Origin of the sequence: Cellulosilyticum ruminicola JCM 14822 (genome assembly GCF_001311925.1) — a bacterium.
In the GTDB taxonomy this organism is placed as follows: domain Bacteria; phylum Bacillota; class Clostridia; order Lachnospirales; family Cellulosilyticaceae; genus Cellulosilyticum; species Cellulosilyticum ruminicola.
Window position 1 is genome coordinate 1 of sequence record NZ_BBCG01000017.1, and the last position, 20461, is coordinate 20461.

Here is a 20461-nt window from a genome sequence, read left to right on the forward strand (position 1 = left end):
TCCTATTTTAAAATCTGAATTTGAAAATAAATAATACTACATAAAAATAAAAGGCACAATAAACTAAGCTGTTTATTGTGCCTTTTATTTAAATACATGAGTACTGAATTCAGTATAAATCTAACTTTACTTGATACTTCCCTTTTCTACAGCTGTGACGAGTTTAAAGGCAATGAGTTTATAGAGAAGTTTTTTTATCTGTTCTTTTTCTTTATTATCATCACGATATAATTCCTGTATTTCTTTGTGTTTTTCAAAACTTTTTTCTATCATATCATTATAAATAATTGCATCTACTATAAATTGTAATATCTTTTTTTGTTCTGGCATAAATGGTATGACTGCACGAATGAGCTCTGCTTCTTTACATAAATTAGACTCACATTCACTACGATATCCATTTAATTTGGTCCGTAATTGTCCTATATATTTTTTGTCCATATAGGCCCATATCATGGCTGAAATTTCATTGAGGTCCTGCTCTAAATTAATGGTTAACTCATTTTTTTCCATAAGCTATTCCCCTTATTACTTGAGTTCACTATTATTTTATTCTTTAGTTTTTATAAAAATGTCATAAATAGTTCTATTGTATTTATGTCCACTCATACATTATAAAAGAAAGGCATTCAAGGAGGTTCTCCTATGGTTTCTCTTGACCGAGCAATTAATAACGACTTCCTAACAATTTCCAAATCTCTTATTCCATATTTACCACTTGAAAATCAAAAATCACTTGCAATCTTTGTAAAAACTTTCGAACTGATGCAGACTATTAACCTATTTTCAAAAGATGCTGCTGTACATTCTATGTCTCGTTCTCATGAGGCTGGTTGGGAAAAAGAATTTTTAAAAGATGTACGTCAAAATCTTTCTGGAGACCGTGGTTATTTTATAGATGCTCTCTTGAAGCTTACTGAGGTCAGAGACCTTATTGATAATCATGCGGAAAACAATTACACAGAGCCTACTCCTTCGGTAGTAGAACCTTACCCAAATGATCCAACTCAAAGTACGCCAACTAATAATGGTCCAACTATTACACCTAATGATGTCATTGATAAGCTCTCTTCAATGCTTGAACCAAACCAAGTACAGTTACTTAAAGTGCTTTCTTCTTTTATAAAATAATCTCTTAATTTAAAAGGAGGGTTCTTATGGACTTAGTTAATCATCCTGCTTTTGCAAATACAGACAAAAGCTTCTTAATCTATCTTCAAAAAACACTAAGTACACTTACTTACAAGAGTGACATTGAGGTCATTGCTACACTTATGGCCATTTCTAATGAAGCTAGCAAAAAAAATGTGCATTTCACACCAGATATGCAAGTAGCTTTACTAGAATATCTCAAGAGCCGTTTACCTGTTAACAAACGTCATCAATTTGAAGCAATGATAAAAACTTTTACAACTTCTATGAACAAATCCAAATAATTGTTTCATAGCAAAAAGAGAGTGTGGCAAAATTATAATTTTGCCACACTCTCTTTCATTTTATATAGATAATGTTGGCCCTATTGAGAAACCAATTGCAACGCTTCCTACAAATATTGCTGTCATAATAATAAATACGAATAGGATATAAGCAATAGTCCCTACTATAGATCTTTTACGCACTTCTCCCTCTTCTTCAGGCACCTCTATATTTTTTGATATTATCTTTTTATCTTCTTTTATATCTCCCCTAATTTCTTCTAGCATTTTAATTCCTTTGGCTGTTTTTACTTTTTTTACTTGCTCTTCCGATTTTTCTTTTTTAAATAATTTTCTAGGTGCCTTCTTTTCTCTTGGCTGCCCATTAAGTTCTCTTTTACAATCATTACAATAACGTTGGATCTCACCTACGATTTCATTGCCACAACGTTTACATTTCATTTATTTTACCTCATTTAATTTCTTATATTAGTATAACCTAGTTGCATTTTTCTCTAATGCATTTGTAAATCTCACTTGGATTTGTGATAAATCATCTTCTGCTTCCATAACGCGTATAAAGTAGTTGGTCATTTCTCTTACATTGAGATTAAATGCATTTTTTAAAATTTGATTATATGCATTTAGTAGGTTTCTATAACTTTCTACAACTGCTTTTCCTTCGCTTGTCTGTATATAAGTTGTAATCTCATTTATAATATTTACTTCACCTGCTATTTTATCTCTAGCAGCTTGAATTGTTGTTATATTATATTCTCTGATGCCAGTTTCAATAGATGCTCTATAATAGTTTATATCTATCTCATCTTCTAATTTTGCTATATAGTTTACATCATTATTAAGTTTTTGACTCTTCTCTGTAGGAACTGGTAGTTGAAATGTTGCTACTTCATTAATAACTGTTCCTATATCTGTCTGTACCCTTGTAAATCCAAACATTTTTTCTAACACATTTAAATCCACATAGGTTTGTCCATCTTTTTGGATAGGAGCAGTACCTGCCATAAAATATCCCTTTGCATTTTTCAAATATTGATTTTGTCTATTAAGGGTTACAATATTTCCATCTTTTTGAAGTACGATATGCTCACTGGTTACGCTACTTATTTTTACACTTAACTGGTCACATATTTTTCTTAAAGGATATAAGTCACTGGCTTGATGCTCTATTTGAAGCGTATTACCACCAACTGTTAAATTTCTTACCCCACCATATGTTGTAGCTCCTATAGTTAAAATTCCTATTACTGCACTTGTTAAGATTAGTTTTCTGTTCACTTGATGTCTCCTTCTAGTTTAATATATCTATCTCCAACATCCATACTACTATACCCTACAAAGTCAATCAATGTTTTCTATTAATGTAATATTCTTCTGATTTTTTGTGCACCTCCTACTTATAGTAATTTTATTTCTACATCAGTATTTTTTACAATACCATAACCTTCTAAAATCAACTCCACTTTTCCTATATCTATTTTTGAGCTATCCATAGTTATTGCAAATATTTTACCACTTTCAAGTTTTGGATATCCTGATACTTTTAGAATAAGATGTATTTCTTCATTTTCATCCTTCCCCCAATAGTATTCATATACTTCCCCAGGCTTATAGCATCCCATCTTTAAATAAATAACATTTTCAGAAAAACCATGAATTGTCAGTTTTGAAATTGTAAGATAGCTTTCCTCTTTTCTTAAATAGCTTAAAATCACGTAGTACATTTAAAATTATCATAACTACTAAAGATATAATACAGTAAATCACTAATCCCAGTGGTACTAAACTCACTAACATACGTCTGATTTCATCCCTAAAGGTTCTTACTTTCTTCTGCTTGTGGATTTCGCTGACTTCCTCTATTTCTACTGCAATAGTTGCCAAGTCTACTAGGCTGTCATATTTTTGAAGTGTTCCTTTAAGACTTTCAATTTCATAAGTCACATCGCCTAATTCCTTTTCTATTTCAAAAAGATCTTTCAGCTGATCTAACTTCTCTAGTAACTCTAATAAATGATTCTTACGAATATTTAATGCCTTCAGCCTCGTTTCTGTATCTATATATTCACTGGTGATATCTTCGCTACTTGAGCTTAAACTTGAAACATTGCCAAAGTCACCCACTTTATTCATAAAGGTATCAAAATGCTTTTGAGGAATTCTTACACTAAAATGTGCCAATCTGCCTTCATTATATTTAGCATAAAAGTCTATGCCATCTATACTAGAGCTTTCAATATAGCCTCCTAATGATTGAATATACACTGTAATTTGATTCACACTTTCATTAAAATGCTCTGTTTGAATATGTATATCTCCATTTTTAATAATCTTGCGGTTATAATTTATGTTTGTATTGACTTGGGGTAAACTCGATTGATTACCACTTGAAGGCTCTTCACTAACTGTATCACTTGCTATGTCTTCATGAGCTACTTCACTAACACTGCTATCAGCTGTTACTGCTATTTCCTCATTTACTATATCTTCAGCAAACTTTGAACTACTGCCACACCCCACCATTAAACTTAAAACTAAAACACTTATACCTATACATCCTATCTTCTCCCACCTTTTCCTCATATTATCGTCATCCTGTTTTTATTATATATGACGGAAATAAATTCAAATAGTTCAACTTTTAAATTTATTTTTCATCAAAAAAGATGTAGCAAATGCTCACCACTTATGAGATTTACTACACCTTTTATTTTATTCTTCTAAGTTCTTATAACAGAACCACCAATCATAGTTACAATAACTTTCTTGATTTTCCTTAGCCTCTTCTTCTGTTTTAGCTGGTGGCACAATAACTTGTTCACCGATTAGCTCATTATTTGGCCAGTTGGCTGGCATAACAACATTATTATTAGTAGCTACTTGAAGTGCTGCTAAGGCTCTTATGATTTCTTGAATATTACGTCCAACTTCTCCTGGATAATATAAAATCATACGTATTGTACCTTCTGGATCTACAATAAATACTGTGCGTATTATTTGGCTATTGTTGGTACTATGTACCATACCAAGTTTTTTGGCCGTTTTACCCATCGCATCTGCAATAATTGGAAATGGAATCTCGTCACATAGATTTTCCTTCATCCACTGGATCCACTTCATATGCGCTTGCACCTGATCTACAGAGATTCCTAGAAGCTCTGCACCTAATTGTTTAAAGTTATCATAGTTATTTGCAAAGGATACAAACTCTGTCGTACAAACTGGTGTAAAATCTCCTGGATGACTAAATAATACAAGCCACTTACCTAAATAATCATCAGGCAGTTTCTTCTTCCCCTTTGTAGTATGCACTGCCATATCCGGCATTTTATCACCAATCATAATAGGTTTTTCATCCCACTTATCTTTCATTTTATGCATATACATTATCTTATCATCTTGATCCATTTTATCATCTTTATCCCATTTTTCCTGCTTCTTATCTTGCTTTTTATTCATCATTTCATAATTAAAATTCCAGTCTTGCATGCTTTTAATACTATGCATCATATTTGTGTTTTTAACATCGTTAGTCTGCATTTTCTATCACATCCTTATACGACTCATCATTAGGATATATATGATAAACGTAGCTTTTCCTATACATAAACCCAAATGTTATAACCTAATTTTTATTAACTACGCTTTTCTTTTTAATCCCTTTTGATATTTACTAATCATATAAATTGCAATGCTACGTGGAATTTTTATAAAAGCTCTATTACGTATGCCTGGAATAATCACTCTTTTTCCCTTCATAAGTCCCTTATAAGCTGCCTTGGCCATAAATTCTGGCGGCATAGCTATGCCTGCATCTTCTTTACCAGCAGCCTTAGCGAAATTAGTTTTAGTCGCCCCTGGGCAAAGAGCTGAAACAGTGATGCCATATTCTTTAAGTTCTATATTTAATGCTTCTGATAAAGATAACACATAAGCCTTTGTGGCATAATAAACCGCAGTATAAGGTCCTGGATGATAAGAACCTGTAGATGCCACATTTAAGATTTTACCTTTTTGCTTTTGTATCATTTCTTGTGCAAAGTACTTTGTAAGTAATGTTAAACTTGTCATATTAAGTTGTATGATTTGCAAGTCTCTCTCTCTTGGCTCATTGGTAAATTCCCCTACATACCCTGCTCCTGCATTATTTATTAAAATCTCTACCTCTTCCCCTAACGCCTTCACTTTGTCATATAATAACTTTACGCCTTCTTCATTTGATAAGTCCACCTCACATACATGAACCTTTACATTATATTTTTCTTCTAATTCTTGTTTTAAAATATCCATTTTTTCTTTACTTCTAGCTGCTATAATCAAATCATAATTATGACAGGCAAAAACTTTAGCAAGCTCTAAACCAATACCACTAGATGCACCTGTTATTAATACACTCATCATCTTCCTCCTACTTTTTGAAAAGCTCAAATTATAAACTATTATAAGCTTTTTGATTTGTTATGCCTAGGAAATATTTGAAAGGAGTCTTCAGTATGAACTGGCTTAATAACCTCAATAATAAGTTTCGCATTTTTATGCAGGGACGCTATGGTAGTGACCAATTAAATCTTGCACTGCTTATCGTTTCAATTATATTATCTTTCTTCGTACCATTTATACGTATACCATTTGTAGGATTAATTTCTTATATCCCACTTATCTTTTGTATTTACCGTATGCTTTCTAAAAATATTTCTAAGCGTTACGAAGAAAATCGTAAATTTATGAATTTCTGGCATCCTATTTGGCAAAAGCTATTAGTTTTAAAAAACAAGAGTGCCAAACAAATCACAAGACTTAAAGACAAAGACCATAGATATTTCACTTGTCCAAATTGCAAAAAGACTCTTCGCGTACCTAAAGGACGTGGCAAAATCCGTATTACTTGTCCAAAATGTCACCAAGAATTTTCTAAACGTACTTAAGTTATAACATGATACGCATTTATACTTCATAATCTTTAAGTTTGATATATAATTGAATTAAAACTAAATCAAAAGATCTGCTGGTCTTTTTGATTACTGACAATATACTGGTAGTAATCAAATGACCAGCTTTTTTATTTAAGGAGGTTCTATCATGCGTTTCAAAAAGTTATTATGCAGCTTACTTGCTGCCACTCTTATGACACCTGCTTTATTTGCCTCACCTATTTCCGTTAATTTACAAGGTCATCCAATCAGCCTTAATGAGTCACCTGTTTTAATTAATCAAACTGTTTATTTACCCCTTCGTAGTTTCACAGATGCCCTAGGCTATAGTACCAATTACGACAAAGCCCATCAGCAAATAACGATTAGCCGCAATTCAACATTGCTTGTAGCCCTTCCTATTGTAAATGATCCCAATTTAACTGGAGTACTTCTTCAAGATAATCATACCTATTTTCCTCTGCGCCTCGTTTCTGGCTTCTTAGGTTATGCTGTGCGCTGGGATGGTTCAAGCCAAACTATTTTCCTTACTAAGTCTAGTCAGCTTTTTAAAGGAAACGTAAAACAACTAGCTTTAGAAGTGGCTGCATATCTCCAAAACAAAGACTATGCCCCTATTACAACTTTATTTGATGAAACCCTTAAATCTAGTCTCACTGCTCAAGATATCGCACAATCCTTTACACAGCTTGAAGACGTTTTAGGGCCTATTCAGTCATATAGCTTCTTAAAAGAAGGCAGCTTTGATGAATATACAGAAGCAGATATTGTGCTCCAATATGCTCAAACCTCTATTGGCCTTGCCATTGTTATGAATGATAAAGGAGAAATCAGTGGCTTTCATACCAATCAATATTCCCCTGAAATAAGCTTACCTACTGGCGTGGTGGAAAAAGAACTTACTTTTTATAGTGATAAAGCTTATCCTCTATCAGGGACCTTAACTTTACCTAGTGCAACAGGTAATTATCCAGTAGTCGTTTTAGTTCACGGCTCTGGCCCTCTCGATAGAGATGAAACGGTTTATAATATTAAGTTATTTAGAGATCTTGCTTATGGCTTAGCCAAACAGGGCATTGCCACTTTCCGCTATGATAAACGTACATACGCTTATGCAGAAGATCTTGCTGGCAGTACAACCCTTACTTTAGATGAAGAAGTCATCAATGATGCCCTTGCAGCTATTTCCCTTATGGGAGATACAAAAGACGTTGATCAAAGTAAAGTTTATGTCTTTGGCCATAGCTTAGGCGGCTTGTTAACACCTATGCTTAATCATAAACTTACTCAAGATAACAAAACTTCTGTAGCAGGTTACATTATGTCAAGTGCTCCTGCCAGAGATTTATCTGATGTAATTCTTGACCAATACAAATATACTATTTCTCTAGATACGACCCTATCTGCTGCTGATAGAGTAGGCTATATGGAGCAAGTTGAATATTTCGTCCAAGAAGCTAAAAATGCTACCATGCATAACTCTGGAAATCCACTAGGCCTTGCTGGCTTTAATGATTTATTCTGGGCAGCACTCAATGCTTATGATCAAAAAGCTGAAGCTCTCAAAATCACTGCACCAACTTTAATTACTCAAGGTGAACGTGATTATCAAGTTACTATGAAAGACTTCAAACTCTGGGAATCTACTTTAAAAGGCAAAGATAATTTCACACTCAAATCTTACCCTTCTCTTAATCATCTTTATGTAAGTGGTACTAAAGCAAGTATCCCAGATGAATATTTATTTGATAGCGTTGCCGATGAAAATTATATTAAAGATATAGCTGCTTGGATTAAAGCACAAGATAAATAACATTTAATCTATCAGTTAATTTGATATACTAAAAATAGGATACATATAGCAGTATTAATCTTCTGCCGTATGTATCCTATTTTTATAATCTACTTATCACATACTTGACTCATAATATTCGCCCAAATATTTACCTCATAATCTTTGCCCTCCTTGGTAAGCGGCTTAGGATCTGAATACCCTATCCACATTGTTCCACTATAGTCTGGCATATAACCTGTAAGCATTATAATTTAAAAACCTCATAACTCATTTTTTTACGTTGTTGGACAAAGGCTGAGGTAGTAGGGAAACCATCACTATACTCAAAAAACTCCCCAATTTCATGGTCTAAACTGTTACTTCCAAAAGATAAACTAAATTGCATAAGTTTTTCAAGCCCAAACTTACTCTGACATACAAAGCATGCTTTCTCAGAATTAAAAAATTCCTGTGGATTATTACTCATTTTTCTTATAATTTCTAATATACATTTTTTTAGTTCATTTGCATGTGTATTCATCACAACATCTCTTCAATGAGGAGGCTTTGCCGCAAATTTTTAATACTTTGTCAAGCTTTTTCACGCAAAAAATAACCAAATACCTATAATATGTACTTGGTTATTTAAGGAAATCTCAGAAACAATATCTTAACTTAATGACATTGCTTAATCACTGGATAAGTCTTTTATTACTACTAACTATTTATCATTTATAAGTAATTCTTTAAGCTACTCTTCTGATAAACCTGTTAATGTATTTTCAGCCTGTCTGCTCAGAACTTGATCTATAAGTTCTTTCTTCTCTTGTTGAAGGGCTATCACGCGTTCTTCAATAGTCCCTTCTGCCATAAGTTTAATAACTGTTACCACTTCTTTTTGTCCTATACGGCGGGCTCTATCACTAGCTTGATCTTCTGCTGCCGGATTCCGCCATGGAGCAAAATGAATAACTGTGCTGACACTTGTTAAGTTAAGCCCTGTTCCTCCAGCTTTTAATGAGATTAAGAAGACCTAATAACTTTTAAACGTTTTTCTCTATTCCCATGCGCAATGCCTACTTTTCAGTTATACACAAGGGCTATCGGTGTAATAACTAAGCTTTTGCTACCTTCTTGTGCTGCTAAAAAGCTACTCATTTGAAGTGTTTTCCCAAGTCACATTTCATCAGCTTCTTAAGGCTTTTTTTACATTTTCTTATCTTCTGCAAAGTTCATATTTTCTAATTTATGCATTAAAAATAGTGATTTTTGCTCAGGTACTTTAATTTGTTCAATCTCATTATACACCCCCAATATATCAATCATAGATAGGGTCTGTTTAAGCTTCTCTTCTTTTAAATCTAAATAACGCCCAGATTGTCTAATTTATAATAACTTTCCATCTAGTTTTCCCGCCCAACATCAGCCTTATCAGCCTGGCATAGAATCTCAAATGCTGCCCCTTCCTATTTGTTCCTTGTTAAGGCTGTAATAAACTTCTTGGAAAAGTAGCTTTAATTACAGGCGGCGATGGTGGCGAATGTTTACTCCTCCCATGAGATATACGTTCTAAAGAGCACTGCAAAAAAATCTTCAACGCTACTTATGACCATTATGGTGCTTTAGATACTTTAATTAATAATGCTAGTGTACAGATTCCCCAAGACGATTTTTAAAACATCTCCCAAGAACAAATTGAACTTGCCTTTGCAGTTAATGTCTATCCCATCATTTTTTTAAGTCAAGCTGCCCTTAACCATATGAAACGTAGCAGTACCATTATTAACACAGCTTCTATTACTGCTTATGAAGGTGAACCAAAGCTTATTGACTACTCTGCGACTAAAGGTGCCGTCGTCGCCTTCAGCCGTTCCCTTTCACTTGCCCTAGTTAATAAAGGTATCCGCATCAACGGCGGCACAGTAGTCGGCAGCTAAATTTCCTTTCCTTCTTTTTTCACGCCATGCAACAAGATCACCAAACGGAAAGCAGAAGTAAGTGGTTCTACTAATCTACCTGTGGAGTAATTTATTGATAGTCTTGGCGAAGATAAGCAATGCGGTTTTAAGTCGAGTGTTTGAGTGAGCGGAGCGAGCGAGTTTTCGACTGTTGCATTACTTATCGAACTTAGCATATCACGAATTACGGAAGTTGTAGACATGGCGCTACCCCTACCCCTGTAACCTACTTACCAGCTCTTGCTGCAATCACTTTCTCTTGCACATCCTGTGGCGCCTCTTCATATCTTTCAAAGTTATAACTTACATCGCCTCTACCTTGTGTCATAGATCTGACATCTGTAGGATAGCTATAGAGTTCTGCAAGTGGAATTTCTGCAATGATTTTTTGTTTCTTGCCTACAATATCTAATCCCATCATACGTCCGCGGCGTTTTTTAAGGTCTCCTAAAATATCTCCTGTATACTCTTCAGGAACCACCACTTCTACATGGGCAATTGGTTCTAATATAGCTGGTTTCGCTTTACTTACACCATCTTTAAAGGCAATGGTTGTTGCCATCTTAAAGGCCATTTCTGAAGAATCTACTGGATGATAAGAACCATCTAATAATACGGCTTTGACACCTACTACTGGATAGCCTGCTAAAACCCCTTTTGCAATACATTCTTCAAGGCCTTTTTCAACTGCTGGGAAGTATTGTTTTGGTACAGCCCCACCAAATATCTTTTCTTCAAAAACATAAGGTGTCTCTAAATCTCCAGAAGGCTCAAATTCCATTACAACATCGCCATATTGTCCATGCCCGCCAGATTGTTTCTTGTGTTTGCCACGAACATTAGCTTTGCCTTTAATGGTTTCACGATAAGGCGTTGTAGGATTTTTGGTATAAACATCTACTTTAAATTTATTTTTAAGCATGCTCATAATGACATCAATTTGTTGTTGACCTATGGCATCAATAATTGTTTCATGAGTTTCCCTGTTATATTCAATACTAAAGGTGTGATCTTCTGCCATGAGTTTATAAAGGCTTGTGGACATTTTTTCCTCATCACCTTTACCTACTGGGAAGACTGCCATTTTTACAAAAGCCTTTGGGAAGTCAATTGGTGTATACGCTTTATTAAAACCTTTTGCTCCATAAGTATCCCCAGTCTTAGGTGTCTTAAGTTTAGCAACTGCCCCTATGTCTCCTGCATATAATGTCTGTACTTCTTTTTGTTCTTTGCCACATAAACTATAAATATGGGTAACTCTTTCATTCTCACCTGTTGCCACATTATATAAAGTATCATCTACATTAAGCTTGCCTGATTTCACTTTAAACATTGAAAACTTACCGATAAATGGGTCTACTAACGTCTTAAAAACAAAGATTGAATTTGTCCCTTCGCTAGAACAAGGCACTTCTTCTAATTCTTCATTATCCATATTTTGCGCAAAGACTTTCTGCCCTTCATCTGGCGCCGGAAATAATGAAATGATTAAATTCATAAGTGTAATAATTCCTGTGCCATTGATGCTGCTACCACAAATAACTGGCACAATCTCTCCGCTTACAACACCTTTTTTAAAGGCTGTTTCTAATTCTTCTTCAGTAATTTCTTCTTCATCAAAGTATTTTCCCATAATCCCTTCATCTGTTTCTGCTACTGCTTCTAAAATCATAGTACGAACTAGCTGGGCTTCTGCTTGAAGATTAGATGGAATAGGACAATCTACGACTTTATCTTTGTCAAATTTACGTCCTATCATTTTAAGTACGTGAACATAACCTACGAATTGTCCATTTTCATACCAAGGCACTTGAATAGGTGCTACCTTACTTCCAAATTTCTGCTGACAATTTTGTAGTAGGCCGTTAAAATCTTGATCTGGCGTATCCATCTCTGTTACAAAAATCATCTTTGGTATACCTGCCTTCTGCGCATATTCCCATGCTTTTTCTGTGCCTACTTCCACGCCTTGTGAAGACTTGATTACCAAAATTGCACTATCGGCTACGCTCATTGCTTCCTTGACGCCACCTACAAAATCGAAATAACCTGGTGTGTCTAATATGTTGATTTTATGGTCTTGCCACTCAATAGGAATAATAGATGTTCGAATTGAAAACTTACGCTTTATTTCTTCCTGTTCAAAATCAGATACCGTATTTCCTTGCTCTACACGTCCAAGCCTATTTGTTATGCCTGCATTATAAAGCATTGCTTCTACCAAAGTCGTCTTGCCACTACCACCATGCCCAATTAAGGCAACATTCCTAATGTCCTTTGTTTCATACTCCATCATATAAAACCCCTCCTTCGGTAAGATACATTTGAACAATCTATTATTTAAATATTTATTTTGAGGTTTTCTTTTAAATACCATGTTTTAAAAATATTCCTCAAAATAGTAAAAACTAAAAGAAGGCACTATGTAATCTTCTAGACTGCTGGTGCCTTCTTTGCATTTTTAATTAATCATTTGTTTTTTTCTTCTTCCAATCTCTTGTAAAAAGCCATCCGATAAAATCAATTAAATAATTCAGGGTCAAAAGTAAAACAGCTGCGCATATCGTAAATACTAGAAATGTTACAATAACCTGCACCTTTAACACCCTCTTTATAGATGATAGATATTATTTTATATGCAAGCATTATAACTTTTAGTCCTACTGCTATCAACTATTTCTATTCGTAAATCTACTCACTCAAATATGCATTTAAAAATCTTGAGGCAAGGCTATTTTGTAAAATATTAGTTTGAGCTTCCTCTGGTGTAAACCACTCATAAGCATCTATTTCATCATTTGGATTAAGCTTAGAATCATCTTTAACAAACACAGTGAAGTTACACATGAGTGTATTCGATGGCTCATAAAAGCTGGTTCTATTAAATTTCACTCTTAAAGCTTCCATGCCTGTTTCTTCTTTTAATTCTCTAAGGACTGCTGCCTCTATTTGTTCACCGCGATTTACATAACCTGCAACTAAAATATAAAAAGGTCTGCCATATTGTTTAATGAGTAAAATCTTCCCATTTGATTTATTGATTACAATCATACTTACTGCCACATTGTACATTGGAAATCTAAATTGCTCACATTTTGTACAATATGGAATCATTCCTTCATTTTCTAATGCTTTGCTTATTAATTCTGTCCCACATGTCCCACAATATTTCTGATTCATAAATCCTCCTATAACCTGTATCTTATAAATTTTCGCTATAAACATTATTCTAGCACTTGTCCCTATTCTTTACAAACAACAATATAAAACTTATTATTTCATAAAGAAAGGTGTCGCAAAATAACAAGTTTTTACGACACCTCCAATTATTCACCTTATAAAATCCTATAAAAATAATTGTGCAAAATTATTATAAAGTATATCTTCATTAATTTTATAAGGTAGTTCTAAAGCTAAAAAGCGTTCTAATTCCTCTTTGTGATCCCACATTGGAAAATCTGTACCAAAGAAAAATTTATTGCTACTTAAAGTTTTAAGTAAACACATTACTTGTTCCCGGTTTAACGTATATAATGCACTGCTTGTATCAAAGTAGACATTTGGCAAAGCAAGATATTTCATAGCTTCATCCCATTGCTGCCATCCTCCAAAATGAGGTGCTATCACTTGAAGCTTTGGAAATCTTTGCGCAACCTTTGCCAAACGATATGGGGCTGAGTAATCACTTCGCCTATCACCCACATGACATAGTAATTTTAAACCACTTTCTTCTAAGGCTTTATAAATTGGCATCATTTGTGATGTATCAATATAAAATCTTTGAAAATCTGGATGAAGCTTTACACCCTTAAATCCTAAATCAATCATCCGACTTATTTCTTCTTTATAATCCGTCATATCCGGATGTAATGTCCCAAGTCCTATAAATGATTTATACTCCTCACATGCGTTATAAATAAAGTTATTGATAGCTGGAACTTGCTCTTTGGTCGTTGCCGTTGAAAATACCAGATATTTTTCTACACCTATTTTATTACCTGATGTAATAAGTGCCTGTATGTTACCTTTATGGGCCATAGGTAAATCATAAAACCCTCCAATAGACTCTACTGCTTTATCTGCAATTTTTTCTGGAAATATATGTGCATGACTATCAATAATTTTATATCCTGACACTTTAGTACCCCCTATTTTTCATATAATCCTGCTTTTTCAAAAGCTTGCTTCAAATCTCCTATAATATCTTCTACATCTTCAAGCCCCACACTCATTCTATAAAATCCATTGTGAAATGCTTCTGGATAGAGATATTGTCTCTCATCATCTTCTCCCAAAAATACAATGAGACTTTCATCATGTCCTAATGAAACAGCTGATGTAATGACTTGTAAATAACTTACCACCTTATTATAAGTATCATGATCTGCCTTAATCCCAAAAGATACTACCCCACCAAATCCTTGTGGCATTTGCTTCTTAGCAATTTCATGTCCTGGATGATTTTCAAGACCCGGATAAGCTACAAAGCTTACAAATGGCAGTTTTTCTAAATACTCAGCTACTGCCAATGCATTGGCATTATGCTGTCTCATACGTAAAGGTAATGTGGCTGCACCTCTCATAATAAGCCATGCATTAAATGGACTAATAGCTCCTCCTAAATTAATCATAGCCTGCGCTTTGATTTTTTCAATGACTTCTTTAGGCCCTATAACGGCACCTCCCATAGCATCACCATGTCCATTAATATATTTAGTCAAGCTTTCAATAACTATATCTGCCCCCAATTCAATTGGCCTTTGATTATAAGGTGAAGCAAAAGTATTATCTACAGATAGTAATGCACCATGTTCATGGGCAAGTTTGGCAACCTCTTCAATATCACTAATTTTTAAAGTTGGATTACCTGGCGTTTCAACATGAATTAATTTTGTATTTGGCTTAATCGCAGCTTTCACAGCTTCTATATCACTTGTATCTACAATTGTTGATTCTACACCATATTTATCCGTTAAAAGTTCATTTAATAAACGATATACTGCAATATAAGTAATATTAGAAAAAATCACATGATCTCCTTCATTTAATAATGCAAAGAAAGTGCCTGATAAGGCTGCTACGCCTGAAGCTAATACAACAGCGTCCTCTCCTCCTTCTAAAGCCTTTAACTTATCTTGTAAATACTGTTGATTAGCCCCCCCATTTCTTGTATATAATGCTTCACCTGCACTACTCCAATTAATATTCGTTGGATCATAAGGTAACTCATAACTATTTGCCATTGTAATTGGTCTTTTTATTGCTCCTGTTTCCCCATCTATATCATTTCCTGAATGAATTGCTCTTGTTTGAAAACCATAATTTTGATCATATACTCTTTTACCCATCATATATGCCCCCTTTGATGAATTTAAATAACGACTTCAATCAATTCCTACTGTTTTTATATGTTTAGTATTATATGTCCTCTTTTTGTGTATGTCAATATTTTTTAAATATTATAAATATAAACTTCAATCTCATTAAAATTAAAAGAAGGCACTATGTAATCCTATAGACTACTTGTGCCTTCTTTTAATCTTCATTCAATTAATAGCTATTTCAATTTATATATCACACTTTTATCCCATTCATGATTATAACTTAAAATATCTTCTGAAATCATAAAGTAACGATAGTCATATGTTTTCATCTTCCCAGATACTGCTGCACCATAAGTTATATCAATATAAGTCTTTTCCCCATCTAATATGGCTAACGTCCAACTATGCTCTTCTCCTCCTGCTTTTCCTATAACGCCTGTTACTTCTATACCCACTAATTTGCATAAGGTATGATAAATAGCTGTATAACCTTGACAAATGGCCTTACGAGTTTCAAGAGCTCCATAGCCTGTACGACTAATATCTAAAGCTTTTTCGTCCTTTTCAATATTAGAAATCACCCATTCATATAATACTTTCGCTTTTTCCTTTTGTGTCATAGCTGTAGTGAGTTTACCTTCTTTAATGAGGTGTTCTACAACTTGCGTACTTGCTTCAAAAAACGTTTCTTTGCTGCTTTTCAAATTATATCCACTAATAGGCTCTAAGATTAAGGTCTGTGTACCATAACTTGCACTACCATCTGCACGAATTTCTAATCCTTCTAAACTACCAAATTGCTCAATGTATTGGGTAAAAACCTGTGTATATGCTACCTTGATAGTCTCTTGTAAACTACCACTTTCTATTTCTTCACACATCACATTATTATAAGGAATATCATAAGACTTTAAATTATGCTCCATCATATATAACAAAATGTTTTCATAAGCACTTTGTACAATAGGATAATTTTCTATGTCACTAACAGGCAGCTTTAAGGCATCTTTTTGAATCGTTATAGGTGCGCCTGTAAGCACTGACTGATTCATATTACCCAGTGGTACATTAACTTTGACTTCCTTTGCATTACTATCCCATATAATATTTACATCTATTAAATTTCCTAAATCCCTTAACTTAAAGTAGTTACTACCCCCTATTTTATAAACTGTTAATCCTGTATCCTTTTCATCTTTATAAACTTTTGCCTCACTTACTACCGCTTCTTTAGGCCTATTAGTTCCTTTTTTAAGTTTACTGTCTTCTACAGTATACGCTTTATGACTTACTAGATTAATAGCCCCAAGCTGTGACTGCCATGTAACCTCAAATTCTTTTTGTGTACCTTTCATAGCCATAGCAAAGTCTCTTAACTTAAAATAATTGTTTTCTTCTATGGTATAGGCATCCACACATACCTCTTCATTATTGACTACAAATCTAGCAGCCATTGGCGTAGCTGTGCTCGCATATATTGCCGTATTACTGGCTATCACTAGCATACTTATGAAACCTATTTTTCCAATCCATCTCCCTATTTCCTACTTATTTCATATGACATCATTTTTTCTAAATGAATACTAAGTCTATTCTTACAGTTATTAATATATCGTATGTAATCTATAAGTTTATAACTTGAACTCTTTTCAACAACCTTTATGTCATTTTGATTTAAATCAGAATCTGTTAGAAAAATTACCTCACCTTTAGTAAGAACATTTCTAGTTGCATGATATCAATATAATTTTCGAATGTCTCAAATATCTCAAAAAAACATTGATATCTTTTAAAAGTATCATATAAGGGCTTATAATACATAGCTTCACCATCAAATTTTGTTTCATAAAATTTTTTTAGTTCTGCTAAAGTAATATCTATTCTATTAAATATGCCTACGCCTCCCCTTATTTGATTAATTGTATTCCCTCTATTTACTTGATGGGCAGGCGAAAAAATATGTCCACCAATAGTTCGTGATATCAATAAAAAGTCTCCAATTACTTTCGCCTTTTCATCATCATTACCCTCCAGACATTTTAGTGCCCAATTGCGAGAAGGCCCAATATAATCTGTGGTTAATTGGTGTTCATATAAATCATCGAAACATAAATATCATTGTCGCTTACTTCCCTTTACATGCAATGGACTTTTGAAGAAGTCTTTAAATATTATGCACATATCCTCATATAATTTGTAACTTATAGCATCCGGGTCTTGATAACATTCCCCACAAATTGTTACTCTATCTTTACACTTCTTATTACAATCGCATATTTTATACTCATCAGCATTAGAAAACTCTATATTCATAGCATCATTTAAATAGTTATACATATGGCCCTTCAATTCGTAGAAATTATCCATATTATATTTTCATATTATTAGAAGCACTTAACTACTTCAACATAGTGTTTCTAAACTAATTACTATATCATTTATTTTTAAGTAAATAGGCAATAAGTGCCTGACAGCCTTCACATATATCCTCATAAGTCTTATCAAAATCTCCAGTATACCAAGGATCATCTATATCTCTTGGATTATTAGTAAAGTCTAATAATCGATACACTTTATGGGCTTCATCCCTGCCAATAATCCTACCAATATTTCTAAGATTATAACTTTCCATCCCTAAGATAAAATCATATTTTGCATAATCAGTCTTTGTAATCTGAATAGCCGTCTTCCCTGCGGTACTAATGCCAAACTCACCTAATTTCTTTCTAGTACCAGGGTGAACCCCATTACCGATTTCCTCTCTACTTGTAGCCGCTGATGCAATATAAAACTCATCTTCTAAACCTTTTTTCTTCACTAAATCCTTCATCACAAACTCTGCCATTGGCGAACGACAAATGTTGCCATGACAAACAAAAAGTATCTTTATCATCTCATCATACCCCTTAATCATACATCATTAACTTCTATTCTAGCATAACCCTTATTTATTCTCTATTTAAAGCCCCAAATTTTTCATAGCTTGACCTCCTTATTCCATTCTCAAAAAATTTATTTAAAAGGAATCAAACTTCCTAATCAGCTCCTTCACAGCCTTTCTTGCCCCCTCCCTGTCTGCTGCTGCAGTATATTTATTATAACCAATAATTCCATAAAATTCAGGGATTGCATAATCTAAATCAACTGCATTGTGATAAAACGTAAGCGTACAATAATCAGGCGTATTGTTAAAATAAAATAACCGAACTAAAATTAGATATATTTACTCTAACTTTAGTTCGGTTATTATTTACATATTTTTTTGATATTCTCATTCCAAGGCAAGAGCTGATCTAAAATTTCAGACTTGTTTTTGAAGTCCATGTTCGGAATTTCTTGGAGTAAATATCTCAAGTATTTAAAAACATTCAGTTTATTGACTTTTGCAGTTTCAATAATGCTATAAACTGTTGCACTGGCGTTTGCACCTTTCACACTATTAGCGAACTCCCAGTTTTTACGGCCTATCGTAAAAGGTCTAATACTGTTTTCAGCAAGGTTATTTGAGAGTGCACAACGTCCATCTAATAAGTAGTTTTCCATGTATTTTCTTTGGTTTTTAGCATAAGTTACTGCTTTCCCTAGCCTTGAATCTTTAAGAGGGTTAAGCGTATCAATCCAACACCAAAAAGCCTCTAATACTGGTTTTTCCAGTTCTAGACGCTTGATTTTTCTTTCTTCTGGACTAAGATCAGCAAGGTCTTTTTCTATAGCAAAGAGTTTATTGCAATAATCTCATCCAATCTCACCAAGCTTAATTCACCATTTTTACTTGGTGTCGGTGGTATAGCTTCTACAAAATATCTTCTAAGGTGACTCCAACATCCACAGCGTGTGACACCTTTTACTTTTTCATAGCCCTGATAGCCATCCGTATGAAGATATCCTTCAAAACCATCCAGATACTCGGCAGCATGATAGCCACCTCTTGAAGCATAGTAGTTAAAAAGTACGATTGGCTTTTCATCATCTGCACCACTTCTGAACAACCACATATAAGATTCGGTTGTAGCTTTTTTGCCAGGCTCATGAAGCACTTGAATAGTAGTTTCATCTGCATGTAATAAATCCTTTTTTAGAAGTTCCTGTTTTAAACAGTCTGCAATAATATGGAGTGGCACGATATCTTGTTCATAAGGAATTGCTGATTCAGAATTTGAATCTGGTATAACAATCGCTTCATCTCTAAATTTATTAATCCAATAGTAAAGAGAACTTGGTGTCACACCATTTTCTTTACACCACCTGACATCTGGTAAACCACTTTGTCTGCACGCCATAATGCGTGACATCCATAAGTCCCGCTTAGCTTGCTGATTACTCGTACACAATATAAACGAACCTCCTTTTTGAGTGAATTGAAGTAAAATACTCCAAGAAAAAAATCTTGGAGTTATTATCTCATAAATATCAAATATATGATATCCGCCTTATTGTTGTACGCTTACTATATTTCCGTGATAGCTTTTCCCTCTTCATTAAATAGTATCCCAAAACTCTTCTTTTTCAGATGCTAATGCCAGCTAATTTCGCCCAACACAAAAAAGAAGCATCTCAAAATGTAAATCATTTTATAATGCTCCTTTAATATCATCTTACTATATTGATACCTTAAGCATAATGCTTTAAGCATTTAGTATCTGCTCTAAGAATTCAGCTGCGTCTTTTACGCAATCATCACAGCCACGTAGCATTGTGCCTGTTTCTATGCCTTTTAATTCTTTACAAATAACTGAATGATTATGATTGTAAAACTCATTCATAATTTGTCTTGCATCTTGCATTGTTTTACCTTTATTATGTCCTTGTTTACTATTAATAAGGCCAATGATTGCACAAGCTCCACTAATTGCTCCGCAAGTTCCTTGCATATTTCCAAAGCCTGCACCAAATGCTTGTGTCATTTGATACATTGTTTCCTCATCCATTCCTGCAAGATCACAGTATGTACAAGCAATTGCTTGGGCACAGTTATAACCATTTTTCTTTTTCTCTACTGCTGCTGCTACTCTTGATTCCATTACTTCTTCCTCCTTAT

Annotated in this window: 25 protein-coding genes and 2 pseudogenes; 5 read left to right on the top strand and 22 right to left on the bottom strand. The window is 33.9% G+C overall.

Going from position 1 to position 20461, the window contains the following annotated elements:
* Window positions 1–126: 126 nt before the first annotated feature.
* Window positions 127–513 carry a hypothetical protein gene (locus JCM14822_RS07795; protein ID WP_054741208.1) on the bottom strand — a complete coding sequence of 129 codons (387 nt, stop codon included), beginning with the start codon at window positions 511–513 and terminating at the stop codon, window positions 127–129.
* 132 nt (window positions 514–645) lie between these two features.
* On the opposite strand from JCM14822_RS07795, the gene JCM14822_RS07800 reads away from it, so the two are divergent.
* Window positions 646–1131, top strand: coding sequence for a hypothetical protein (locus JCM14822_RS07800; protein WP_054741211.1), 486 nt, complete (start codon window positions 646–648; stop codon window positions 1129–1131).
* A gap of 26 nt (window positions 1132–1157) precedes the next feature.
* Window positions 1158–1436: a hypothetical protein gene (locus tag JCM14822_RS07805; protein WP_054741213.1), complete on the top strand. Its 279-nt coding sequence runs from the start codon at window positions 1158–1160 to the stop codon at window positions 1434–1436.
* A 60-nt stretch (window positions 1437–1496) separates the two neighbouring features.
* Here JCM14822_RS07805 and JCM14822_RS07810 read toward each other — a convergent pair whose 3' ends face one another.
* The 6 genes from JCM14822_RS07810 to JCM14822_RS07835 form a co-directional block, all read right to left on the bottom strand.
* Window positions 1497–1877: a hypothetical protein gene (locus JCM14822_RS07810; protein ID WP_054741215.1), complete on the bottom strand. Its 381-nt coding sequence runs from the start codon at window positions 1875–1877 to the stop codon at window positions 1497–1499.
* Window positions 1878–1904: 27 nt separating this feature from the next.
* Entirely contained in the window at window positions 1905–2714 is an 810-nt protein-coding gene (locus tag JCM14822_RS07815) for a stalk domain-containing protein (RefSeq protein WP_054741217.1), read from the bottom strand.
* A gap of 119 nt (window positions 2715–2833) precedes the next feature.
* A complete protein-coding gene (locus tag JCM14822_RS07820; RefSeq protein WP_172674790.1) occupies window positions 2834–3151 on the bottom strand; it encodes a hypothetical protein in 318 nt (105 codons plus the stop codon).
* A complete protein-coding gene (locus tag JCM14822_RS07825; RefSeq protein WP_054741221.1) occupies window positions 3078–4019 on the bottom strand; it encodes a DUF4349 domain-containing protein in 942 nt (313 codons plus the stop codon). The genes JCM14822_RS07820 and JCM14822_RS07825 overlap by 74 nt, the downstream gene beginning before the upstream one ends.
* A 129-nt stretch (window positions 4020–4148) precedes the next feature.
* Entirely contained in the window at window positions 4149–4976 is an 828-nt protein-coding gene (locus tag JCM14822_RS07830; RefSeq protein ID WP_242861445.1) for a peroxiredoxin, read from the bottom strand.
* Between the two features lie 99 nt (window positions 4977–5075).
* Window positions 5076–5834 (bottom strand): SDR family NAD(P)-dependent oxidoreductase, encoded by a 759-nt coding sequence (locus tag JCM14822_RS07835; protein WP_330377404.1) that lies wholly within the window; start codon window positions 5832–5834, stop codon window positions 5076–5078.
* A 95-nt stretch (window positions 5835–5929) separates the two neighbouring features.
* On the opposite strand from JCM14822_RS07835, the gene JCM14822_RS07840 reads away from it, so the two are divergent.
* The gene (locus JCM14822_RS07840; protein WP_054741225.1) at window positions 5930–6361 is read left to right on the top strand and encodes a hypothetical protein; all 432 of its coding nucleotides are present in this window, start codon (window positions 5930–5932) and stop codon (window positions 6359–6361) included.
* 154 nt (window positions 6362–6515) lie between these two features.
* Window positions 6516–8180: a stalk domain-containing protein gene (locus tag JCM14822_RS07845; protein WP_054741227.1), complete on the top strand. Its 1665-nt coding sequence runs from the start codon at window positions 6516–6518 to the stop codon at window positions 8178–8180.
* A gap of 89 nt (window positions 8181–8269) precedes the next feature.
* Here JCM14822_RS07845 and JCM14822_RS20135 read toward each other — a convergent pair whose 3' ends face one another.
* From JCM14822_RS20135 to JCM14822_RS24490, 4 genes and pseudogenes are all read right to left on the bottom strand, one after another.
* Window positions 8270–8407 carry a hypothetical protein gene (locus JCM14822_RS20135; RefSeq protein WP_157047679.1) on the bottom strand — a complete coding sequence of 46 codons (138 nt, stop codon included), beginning with the start codon at window positions 8405–8407 and terminating at the stop codon, window positions 8270–8272.
* A complete protein-coding gene (locus JCM14822_RS07850) occupies window positions 8407–8682 on the bottom strand; it encodes a hypothetical protein (RefSeq protein ID WP_054741229.1) in 276 nt (91 codons plus the stop codon). Before JCM14822_RS07850 ends, JCM14822_RS20135 begins: the two co-directional genes overlap by 1 nt.
* A gap of 210 nt (window positions 8683–8892) precedes the next feature.
* Complete coding sequence (locus tag JCM14822_RS23755) at window positions 8893–9033, bottom strand: hypothetical protein (RefSeq protein ID WP_330377405.1); 141 nt, start codon at window positions 9031–9033, stop codon at window positions 8893–8895.
* 21 nt (window positions 9034–9054) lie between these two features.
* Window positions 9055–9165 (bottom strand): annotated as a pseudogene (locus JCM14822_RS24490) (helicase-related protein); the annotation flags it as partial.
* Window positions 9166–9820: 655 nt separating this feature from the next.
* Between JCM14822_RS24490 and JCM14822_RS19245 the strand changes: the two are divergent.
* Window positions 9821–10078 (top strand): SDR family NAD(P)-dependent oxidoreductase, encoded by a 258-nt coding sequence (locus tag JCM14822_RS19245; protein ID WP_083461328.1) that lies wholly within the window; start codon window positions 9821–9823, stop codon window positions 10076–10078.
* 247 nt (window positions 10079–10325) lie between these two features.
* Here the strand turns inward: JCM14822_RS19245 and fusA are convergent, their stop codons facing one another.
* The 11 genes and pseudogenes from fusA to JCM14822_RS07910 all read right to left on the bottom strand — a co-directional run bounded on the left by fusA (window position 10326) and on the right by JCM14822_RS07910 (window position 20444).
* Window positions 10326–12395, bottom strand: a complete 2070-nt coding sequence (fusA, locus tag JCM14822_RS07860; RefSeq protein WP_054741232.1) for an elongation factor G — start codon at window positions 12393–12395, stop codon at window positions 10326–10328.
* 395 nt (window positions 12396–12790) lie between these two features.
* Window positions 12791–13279 carry an NAD(+) diphosphatase gene (locus JCM14822_RS07865; protein ID WP_054741234.1) on the bottom strand — a complete coding sequence of 163 codons (489 nt, stop codon included), beginning with the start codon at window positions 13277–13279 and terminating at the stop codon, window positions 12791–12793.
* 165 nt (window positions 13280–13444) lie between these two features.
* On the bottom strand, window positions 13445–14236 hold the full coding sequence (locus JCM14822_RS07870) for an amidohydrolase family protein (protein ID WP_242861446.1): 792 nt from the start codon (window positions 14234–14236) through the stop codon (window positions 13445–13447).
* Window positions 14237–14247: 11 nt separating this feature from the next.
* Entirely contained in the window at window positions 14248–15450 is a 1203-nt protein-coding gene (locus tag JCM14822_RS07875) for a trans-sulfuration enzyme family protein (protein ID WP_330377406.1), read from the bottom strand.
* Between the two features lie 206 nt (window positions 15451–15656).
* Window positions 15657–16928, bottom strand: a complete 1272-nt coding sequence (locus JCM14822_RS07880; protein WP_054741239.1) for a transglutaminase domain-containing protein — start codon at window positions 16926–16928, stop codon at window positions 15657–15659.
* Between the two features lie 193 nt (window positions 16929–17121).
* Window positions 17122–17508, bottom strand: a pseudogene (locus JCM14822_RS07885) (DUF6994 family protein); the annotation flags it as partial.
* 30 nt (window positions 17509–17538) lie between these two features.
* Window positions 17539–17760 carry a hypothetical protein gene (locus tag JCM14822_RS07890; RefSeq protein WP_054741243.1) on the bottom strand — a complete coding sequence of 74 codons (222 nt, stop codon included), beginning with the start codon at window positions 17758–17760 and terminating at the stop codon, window positions 17539–17541.
* 97 nt (window positions 17761–17857) lie between these two features.
* Entirely contained in the window at window positions 17858–18316 is a 459-nt protein-coding gene (locus tag JCM14822_RS07895) for a low molecular weight protein-tyrosine-phosphatase (protein ID WP_054741320.1), read from the bottom strand.
* Between the two features lie 353 nt (window positions 18317–18669).
* Complete coding sequence (locus tag JCM14822_RS07900; protein ID WP_306307313.1) at window positions 18670–19134, bottom strand: IS66 family transposase; 465 nt, start codon at window positions 19132–19134, stop codon at window positions 18670–18672.
* Window positions 19131–19754 carry an IS66 family insertion sequence element accessory protein TnpA gene (tnpA, locus tag JCM14822_RS07905; RefSeq protein WP_408606188.1) on the bottom strand — a complete coding sequence of 208 codons (624 nt, stop codon included), beginning with the start codon at window positions 19752–19754 and terminating at the stop codon, window positions 19131–19133. Before tnpA ends, JCM14822_RS07900 begins: the two co-directional genes overlap by 4 nt.
* A 294-nt stretch (window positions 19755–20048) precedes the next feature.
* Complete coding sequence (locus tag JCM14822_RS07910; RefSeq protein ID WP_054741263.1) at window positions 20049–20444, bottom strand: C-GCAxxG-C-C family protein; 396 nt, start codon at window positions 20442–20444, stop codon at window positions 20049–20051.
* Between the last annotated feature and the right edge of the window lie 17 nt (window positions 20445–20461).